This is a genomic window from Nocardia sp. NPDC058518, assembly GCF_042719655.1.
In the GTDB taxonomy this organism is placed as follows: domain Bacteria; phylum Actinomycetota; class Actinomycetes; order Mycobacteriales; family Mycobacteriaceae; genus Nocardia.
In genome coordinates this window covers 200,996-209,003 of record NZ_JBHXNJ010000016.1, presented here as the reverse complement: position 1 = coordinate 209,003, position 8,008 = coordinate 200,996, and the positions used below count along the sequence as shown (strand labels likewise).

Sequence of the window (8,008 nt, the reverse complement as noted above, 5' to 3'; positions counted from 1 at the left end):
AACCCGGAAGCTAAGGCCACCTGCGCCGATGGTACTGCACTCGACAGGGTGTGGGAGAGTAGGACACTGCCGGAACATCATTGCGAAAGGCCCTCCAACTTCGGTTGGAGGGCCTTTTTGCGTTCCCTCCAAATCGTGACTCTTGTTAACGTCTCGTCGCCTGGCCGCGATTCATTGGATGTCCGATGTCCAACCATTCGAAAAAAGGGGATGCTCATGGGTTCTAGCGATGCTTTGGCCTGGCTGCGCGACGGCTACCTGGCCGGCGATCCGGTCCGCTCCGCGTTGTTCACGGCGGTGGCCCTCCCGATCATGCTGCTCGGGCTGCTCTCCGGCCAGCCTTTCTGACCTGGTTACCTCTCAGCCCGAGGCGCGTCAGACCACTTGCGAAGGCCCTCCAGCCACGGTTGGAGGGCCTTTGCGTTCCGCGACAACTGATTTCGCGGGTGCCCTGGCAGCTCGCCCGCAGCAGTCGGGGCCGACCTGAAGCGAAGCGTAAACATTTCAGAAACCGGCATGCCGGGCGCCTCGGTGCGCGACGATGATCCGACGTCGCTTCGGGAGGTCACCATGGACTGGCTCTTCACTCACCAGACACTGCGCCGTTGTGCGACAGCCCTCGTGCTGCCTGCCGCATTGATCGGCGCGGTAGCGACCGCGCCACCCGCCACCGCGGCACCCGCTGCTGACCCGCTGGTCGGCGCGGTCGGTTCGGTCGCCGGCCTCGCCGGGATCGAGCTGCCCGCCACCTACGGTCCCGAGACCGCGATCGTGGTGCTCGGGTACGGTCTGCTGCCGGATGGCACGATGCGGCCCGAACTGGGTAATCGTCTGCACGCGGCGCTGATTCAGGCCTATATGTCACCCGCCTCCCCGGTTATCGTGACCGGCGGCAATCCGCGCAACGGTGTCACCGAGGCGCAGGTGATGGCCGACTGGCTCAATATTCGCGGTGTCGCCAGGCAGCGGCTGCACGCGGAAACCGAAGCCGGTTCCACTGTGCAGAATGCCGAGTTCTCGGCGCGCATGATGGAAGCGCTCGGCGTGACCAAAGCGGTCCTCATCACCTCCGCCGACCACATGCGCCGGGCCCTGGACAATTTCCTGGCCGCAGGCATCCCGGTAGTCGCCACCATGACACCGGACGTAGCGCCCCTATGGGCCCAGCCTTACGGCACAGAGAAGTAGACATGCGATCGGGACCGGACTGTTCATGGTGCCCAGCCCTACGGCACCGTTAGCTGAGTACATGACCCTCGCTAATTGATAGCCGCGCCGATGTCGGTGCCGCCGTTTACGATGCGGGTGGCGTCATCGCGGGTTGCGGTGGCGCAGGGCGGTAATGGCAGACAGGGGAATTCGATGGATCGGCCGGTATGGGCGCCCGAAGGTGTCGATATGCAGCATCCGAGTCCGGCTCGGATGTACGACGCTTTGCTCGGCGGCTCGCACAACTTCGCGGTCGACCGCGACGCAGCGGAGCTGGCGATCAAGCTCGTGCCCGATCTGCCACGGTTGGCGCTGAGCAATCGCGCCTTCCTGCGTCGTGCTGTCCGTTTCATGCTCGACTCGGGGATCAGGCAGTTCCTCGACATCGGGTCGGGCATCCCCACCGCGGGCAATGTGCACGAGATCGTGCACGAGCTCGACCCGGAGGCGCGGGTGCTCTATGTCGATATCGACCCGGTGGCGGTCGCCCATTCGCGAACCATCTTGCAGGGCAACGAGCGCGCGGGTGCGATCGAGGCCGACCTACGCAAATCCGATGACTTGGTCGCCGCGGTACGCGAGACCGGGCTGATCGATTTCGAGCAGCCGGTGGGGTTGCTGCTGATCGCGGTGCTGCATCTGGTGCCCGATATCGACGATCCGGTCGGCAAGGTGTCCGCGCTGCGCGAAGTGGTGGCGCCGGGTAGTTTCATAGCCATTTCACATCTCACGTCCGAGCTTCGGCCCGATGACGCCGGTAAACTTGGAACGCACTCGGTGAACCAAACCAAGGTCGGTATTCATTTCCGGACCAAGGATGAGATCGTCGCCTTGTTCGAGGGATGGGATTCGGTCGAGCCCGGCGTCGTCGAGCTGCCGCTGTGGCGCCCCGAATCCGAGCGTGATCAGCACGAGAAGCCAGGCCGTTCGCTCGGTATGGGCGGAGTCGCGATCAAAGTGTAAGCCGCCTGACATGGCGGTGCGATAGACGATGACAGGTGGATGAAGCAGTGAGGTCGTGGGAGCTGGCGCAGCGTTGGGCAGATGTCCTCGACGGCGTTGTAGCTCCTACCCTCAACCGCTCCCAGATCGAAGAGATGCTGGCCGCCCTGTGCACCGGGCTGATCGACGCGGCGCGCGGCGGGGAGGATCCCGATATCGCGCGCCGCGCCGCGCGGATGCTGGTCGCCGCCAACTATCGTGATCCGTCGGCGGTCAGCCGTTCGGTGCCGGTGATCTGCGCCGATCTGGTCGAGATCGCCGCCGACGGCCCGGCCGACCCCGCCCTGCCGCAGATCCGCGACCGGGCGATCGGCCTTGCCGCCGACTTCGCGGCGGGCTTCACCGCGGCGTTGCGGGCCGCCGCGCTGGCCGAGCAGGAGGCCACGCTGGCCGCGGTACTCGCCGCCGCCCAGGAAGCTGAAAACCGCCGGGCGTTGTCGGAAGCCCGGTTCGAGGCGGTTTTCGACGGCGCCCTTGTCGGTATCGGCACCGTCAACATGTCGGGTCAGGTGGTGAACTGCAATGCCACCATGGCCCAGATGCTCGGCCAGACCCCGGAGACGATGCCGGGCCGGACTGTCGCCGATATCCTCGGCCCCCAGAATCTGAACTTCGCGTTCGAACAACTCCAGCGCATGGTCGCGGGCGAATCCGAGAGCTTCCGCACCGAGACCGAGCACCTGCACACCGACGGCCGGGTCACCGCGATCGACCTGTCGATGTCGGCGGTGCGTGGCACCGACGGCGGTATCGAGTTCCTGATCGGCGTCGCGGTCGATGTCACCGAGCGCAAGCAACTCGCCGACCGCCTGTGGCACGACGCCAATCACGACGCGCTCACCGGCTTGCCGAACCGCCCGCACCTGTTCAGCAGACTGGCCGACGCACAACCCCCGATCGGGGTCTGCTATCTCGACCTCGACGGCTTCAAGGAGATCAACGACCTGTGGGGGCACATGGTCGGGGACCGCGTGCTCCAGGTCGTGGCCGACCGGATGTGCGACGCGGTGCGCCCGGACGACGCGCTCGCCGCCCGCATCGGCGGTGACGAATTCCTCGTTCTGGTCGAAAACTGTTCCGGTGAAGCACAATTGGCGCGGCTGGCCGACAAGCTGCTGTCCGCACTGACCGAGCCGCTCGGGGTGGACGGACACGTGCTCGCAGTCGGCGCCAGCATCGGTGCCGCCTTCTTCGAGCAATTGCCCACCGCCGTAGACGAATTGGTGCACGCCGCCGACGCGGCGATGTATCGCAACAAGAACGACGCGCGCCGCGATCCGGCCCGGTAGCGGCCGGGCCGGAGTCGATCAGACCGATTCGTGCTGGCGCTTTGCCGCCCGCGCCAGTGACCGGTCGCGCTGCTCCTCGAAGCGCAGGACATCCCCGCTCAGCCGCTCCAGGAATACCGCCAGATCTTCGCGGGCCCGCTCGCCCCGCGCGCTGAAATCGTTGCGCTCGAAGATGTTCCACTTGCGCAGCACCGGCATCAAGACCTCCTCCAAGTGCTGGCGCAGGTCGTAGATACCGTGCTTGGCCATCAGCACGCCGTTGCGTCGCCAGCCCGGCATGCCGGCGCCGGGCATCTGGAAATTCTGCACGATGGTGTTGATCGCCTCGATGGTCTGGTCGGGGGCCAGGTCCAGCGAGGCGGCGCACAGATTGCGGTAGAAGATCATGTGCAGGTTCTCGTCGGCGGCGATGCGGGCGAGCATGCGGTCGGCGATCGGATCGTCGCAGACGCGACCGGTATTGCGGTGGCTGACCCTGGTGGCCAGTTCCTGCAAGGTCACGTAGGCGACGGAGAACAGGAATCCGGCACCGGTCGAGGTGTGGATGTCGAAGCCCGGCGCCTTGTCGTCCACGACGGCCATCGCCGAATATCCGTTGGTCATGTGGATCATTCGTGCCTGCTCCAGCGCGACCGGGTCGACCCCGCGGGTCACCACGAGGTAGTCGCGCAACACGATCCCGTGCCGATTCTCCTCGGCGGTCCAGCGGCCGACCCAAGTGCCCCAGGCGCCGTCCTCGGAGAAGTTCTCGGCGATCTCACGATGGTAGGAGGGCAGGTTGTCCTCGGTGAGCAGGTTGGTGACCATCGCCGCCTTGGCGAGTTCGCTGAGCGCGGATTGTTCTGGGTCCCAATCGATTCCGCCCATGGACGCGAAGTTGCGGCCATGGTCCCACGGCACATAATCGTGCGGGTGCCAGTCCTTGGTCATCGACAGATGCCGGTCGACATTGCTCGCGGCAATCGGTTCCAGCTCGATCAGTAGTTCCAGTTGGGTCAGGTTCCTGGCCACGCTCGTTGCCCTTTCCGGTTAGTGAAAAGCGAGAGTTGCGTCGGTCCGGTAGTGTTGCCCGACGTCACAATAGACCCGGCGCATGGCGCCTGGAAACGACACGGTGCTCTTACGCGCTGTTCGAAGAATTTGGGCGCGTCGCGCCGTGTGCATATACGCTCCACCAGTTCAGCTCCATCAGCGGTTCCCGTTCAGTCGTGGCATAGCTAGAGAGAGTGAGCGAAAAATTATGACGGACATCGTGGTCACGAGCCTGGCGGCGACCACGTCGATCGCGGGCGACGTCGACTCGACCTGGAAGGGTCTGCTCAACGGCGAGAGCGGGATCGACGTCTTGGAAGACTCCTTCATCGACGACTTCGAACTGCCGGTGCGGATCGGCGGCCACCTGAAGGTGTCGCCCACCCTCTCGCTCACCCGCGAAGAGGCGCGCAAACTGTCCTACGTCGAACAGATGGCCGTGGTCCTCGGCCGCGAGGTGTGGCGCAACGCGGGCAGCCCCGAAGTGGACCGCGACCGGCTCGGCGTCTCGATCGGTACCGGCCTCGGCGGCGCGGAATCGCTGATCTACGCACGCGACCGGCTCCGCAACGGCGGCTACCGCAAGGTCTCGCCGCTGACCGTGCAGGCCATCATGCCCAACGGCCCCGCGGCCTGTGTCGGCATCGAACTGGGTGCGCGCGCGGGAGTTTCCACGCCGGTATCGGCCTGCTCGTCGGGTTCGGAGGCGATCGCCAACGCGTGGCGGATGATCGTGATGGGTGACGCCGACATGGTGGTCACCGGTGGTGTGGAGGGGTCCATCCAGGCCGTGCCGATCGCGGCGTTCACGCAGATGCGGGCCATGAGTACCCGCAACGATGATCCCAAGGCGGCCTCGCGTCCCTTCGACGCCGACCGCGACGGATTCGTCTTCGGCGAGGCGGGCGCGATGATGGTGATCGAGACCGAGGAGCACGCCAAGGCGCGTGGCGCGACCATTCACGCGCGGCTGCTCGGCGCGGGCGTCACCTCCGACGGATTCCACCTCGTCGCACCGGATCCCGAGGGCACCGGCGCCGCGCGGGCGATGACGCGGGCGATGCAGACCGGCGGGATCAGCCGCACCGATGTCACCCACATCAACGCCCACGCCACCGCGACCCCGATCGGCGACACCGCCGAGGCCAATGCGATCAGCAAGGCCATCGGCTCGCACGCCTCGGTGTACGCGCCGAAATCGGCACTCGGGCATTCGATCGGCGCGGTCGGTGCGCTCGAATCGGTCCTGACGGTGCTCAGTGTGCGCGACAGCATCGTTCCGCCCACCCTGAATCTGGACAATCAGGACCCCGCTATCGATTTGGACGTGGTGTCGGGTCAGGCGAGGCGCGGTCGCATCGATTACGCGGTGAACAACTCCTTCGGTTTCGGCGGTCACAACGTGGCGATCTCGTTCGGGCGGTATTGACGATTCGCCCATCCATGGCGGGTACTGGTCAATGTGCGTTGAAAAGGATTGGGAATGATCGGCGAGACTTTCGACGACTATGTAGACGAACTGGGGACTATCCGGATTCCCGGTGATCAGACCTTGATCGACTTCGTCGACAAACACAGCGAGGCCAACGGGGACGACCTGGCCTATCGCTTCATCGACTATTCGACCGAACGTGAGGGGGAGTACCAGGAACTGACCTGGCGCGAATTCGGCGTGCGGCTGCGCGCGGTGGCCGCGCGATTGCAGCAGGTGACCAAGCCCGGCGACCGGGTGGCGGTGCTGGCACCGCAGGGTCTCGACTATGTCGTCGCGCTGTTCGCGGCGGTGTACGCGGGGAATGTGGCTGTGCCACTGTTCGATCCGGAGGAGCAGGGTCACAGCGACCGGCTGCATGCCGTCCTCGGCGACTGCGAACCCGCCGCGGTGCTCACCGTCGGCAGCGCGGCCGCGGGGGTGCGCAACTTCTTCCGCGAACAGCCCGCCGCGCAACGGCCGAGAATCATCGCGGTCGAGGCGATTCCCGACACCGTCGGCACGCGCTGGCGCAGGCCCGACATCAATATCGACAGCGTGGCCTACCTGCAGTACACCTCCGGATCCACTCGGGTGCCCGCCGGTGTCGAGATCACCCACCGCTCGGTGGGGACCAACCTGCTGCAGATGATCGACGCCATCGGGATCACCGAGAACGCCCGCGGGGTCACCTGGCTGCCGCTTTTCCACGACATGGGGCTGCTCACGGTGATCCTGCCGACCATCGGCGGCAAGTTCATCACGATCATGTCGCCGAGTGCGTTCGTGCGCAGGCCCGCGCGCTGGATAAAGGAGCTGGCGGCCCAGGCCGACGGTGCCGAAATCTATTCGGCAGCACCGAATTTCGCGTTCGAGCACGCGGCGATGCGTGGGTTGCCCAAGGGCAACGAGTCCCTCGACCTGTCGAATGTGATCGGTCTGATCAACGGGAGCGAGCCGGTGTCGGTGGCCTCGATGCGCAAGTTCAACGAGGCATTCGCGCCGTACGGGCTGTCCAAGACCGCGATCAAGCCGTGCTACGGGATGGCCGAGGCGACGCTGTTCGTGTCGGCCACCAAGCGCGACGACGAGGCGCGGGTGGTCTATGTCGATCGCGGGCAGTTGAACGACGGCCGGATGGTGGAGTGCGACGAGCATGCCGCGAACGCGGTGGCGCAGGTGTCGTGCGGACACGTCGCGCGGTCGCAGTGGGCGGTGATCGTCGATCCCGGCACCGGGGTAGAGCGCCTCGACGGCGAGGTCGGCGAGATCTGGTTGCACGGTGACAATATGGGCATCGGGTACTGGGGTCGGGCAGAGGAGACCGCGGAAACCTTCCACAACCGGGTGGTCGCGCGCATGCCGGTCGGTAGTCGCGCCGAGGGTGCGCCCGATGACGCGAAGTGGATGCGGACCGGCGATTACGGTGCCTATCACGACGGCGAACTGTTCATCACCGGTCGCGTGAAGGATCTGGTGATCGTCGACGGGCGCAACCACTATCCGCAGGATCTCGAATACTCGGCGCAGGAGGCCAGTACGGCCCTGCGGCCCGGTTTCATCGCGGCCTTCTCGGTGCAGGCGGGGCAACTGCCCGCGCCGGTGCTCGAGGCCGGGAACCTGTCCGATCCGGCGTCGGAGCAATTGGTGGTCGTTGCCGAAAGAGGCACGGGTGCGGCGAAACTCGAGCCGGGACCGATCACGGAGATGGTGCGTGCGGCAATCGCACGCAGGCACGGGGTGATGGTGCGGGATCTGTTGCTGGTGCCAGCGGGGTCGATTCCTCGGACCTCGAGCGGAAAGATCGCGCGGCGGGCCTGCAAGGCCGCGTATCTGGACGGAACGCTGCGCGGTGGATACCGGCAGCAGGCGTATCCGGACGCCCCGGAGGAGTGAGAACCGGGGGGGGGGGGGGGCCCCAGGCGGGGGGGCCGGGTCCCCGACCCCCACCCCTCACACCGCGCGCACGAATTGTGGTTTCGGTTGTGCTCTCTCTGGCGCTGCG

7 protein-coding genes are annotated in these 8,008 nt (G+C 66.0%); 6 read left to right on the top strand and 1 reads right to left on the bottom strand.

What is annotated here, in order from left to right:
- Positions 1–216 precede the first annotated feature (216 nt).
- From ACFWPX_RS25705 to ACFWPX_RS25690, 4 genes are all read left to right on the top strand, one after another.
- Positions 217–348 (top strand): hypothetical protein, encoded by a 132-nt coding sequence (locus ACFWPX_RS25705; protein WP_378920760.1) that lies wholly within the window; start codon positions 217–219, stop codon positions 346–348.
- Positions 349–570: 222 nt separating this feature from the next.
- The gene (locus tag ACFWPX_RS25700; protein WP_378929731.1) at positions 571–1,188 is read left to right on the top strand and encodes a YdcF family protein; all 618 of its coding nucleotides are present in this window, start codon (positions 571–573) and stop codon (positions 1,186–1,188) included.
- Positions 1,189–1,362: 174 nt separating this feature from the next.
- Positions 1,363–2,172, top strand: a complete 810-nt coding sequence (locus ACFWPX_RS25695) for an SAM-dependent methyltransferase (RefSeq protein WP_378929729.1) — start codon at positions 1,363–1,365, stop codon at positions 2,170–2,172.
- Positions 2,173–2,207: 35 nt separating this feature from the next.
- Positions 2,208–3,500 carry a diguanylate cyclase domain-containing protein gene (locus ACFWPX_RS25690; protein ID WP_378929727.1) on the top strand — a complete coding sequence of 431 codons (1,293 nt, stop codon included), beginning with the start codon at positions 2,208–2,210 and terminating at the stop codon, positions 3,498–3,500.
- 18 nt (positions 3,501–3,518) lie between these two features.
- On the opposite strand, the gene ACFWPX_RS25685 is transcribed toward ACFWPX_RS25690, so the two are convergent.
- Complete coding sequence (locus ACFWPX_RS25685) at positions 3,519–4,511, bottom strand: acyl-ACP desaturase (RefSeq protein WP_378929725.1); 993 nt, start codon at positions 4,509–4,511, stop codon at positions 3,519–3,521.
- Between the two features lie 202 nt (positions 4,512–4,713).
- Between ACFWPX_RS25685 and ACFWPX_RS25680 the strand changes: the two genes are divergently transcribed.
- Together ACFWPX_RS25680 and fadD32 are read left to right on the top strand one after the other, a co-directional pair.
- Positions 4,714–5,961 carry a KasA/KasB family beta-ketoacyl-ACP synthase gene (locus ACFWPX_RS25680; RefSeq protein WP_378920768.1) on the top strand — a complete coding sequence of 416 codons (1,248 nt, stop codon included), beginning with the start codon at positions 4,714–4,716 and terminating at the stop codon, positions 5,959–5,961.
- 57 nt (positions 5,962–6,018) lie between these two features.
- The gene (fadD32, locus tag ACFWPX_RS25675) at positions 6,019–7,899 is read left to right on the top strand and encodes a long-chain-fatty-acid--AMP ligase FadD32 (protein WP_378929744.1); all 1,881 of its coding nucleotides are present in this window, start codon (positions 6,019–6,021) and stop codon (positions 7,897–7,899) included.
- Positions 7,900–8,008 lie beyond the last annotated feature (109 nt).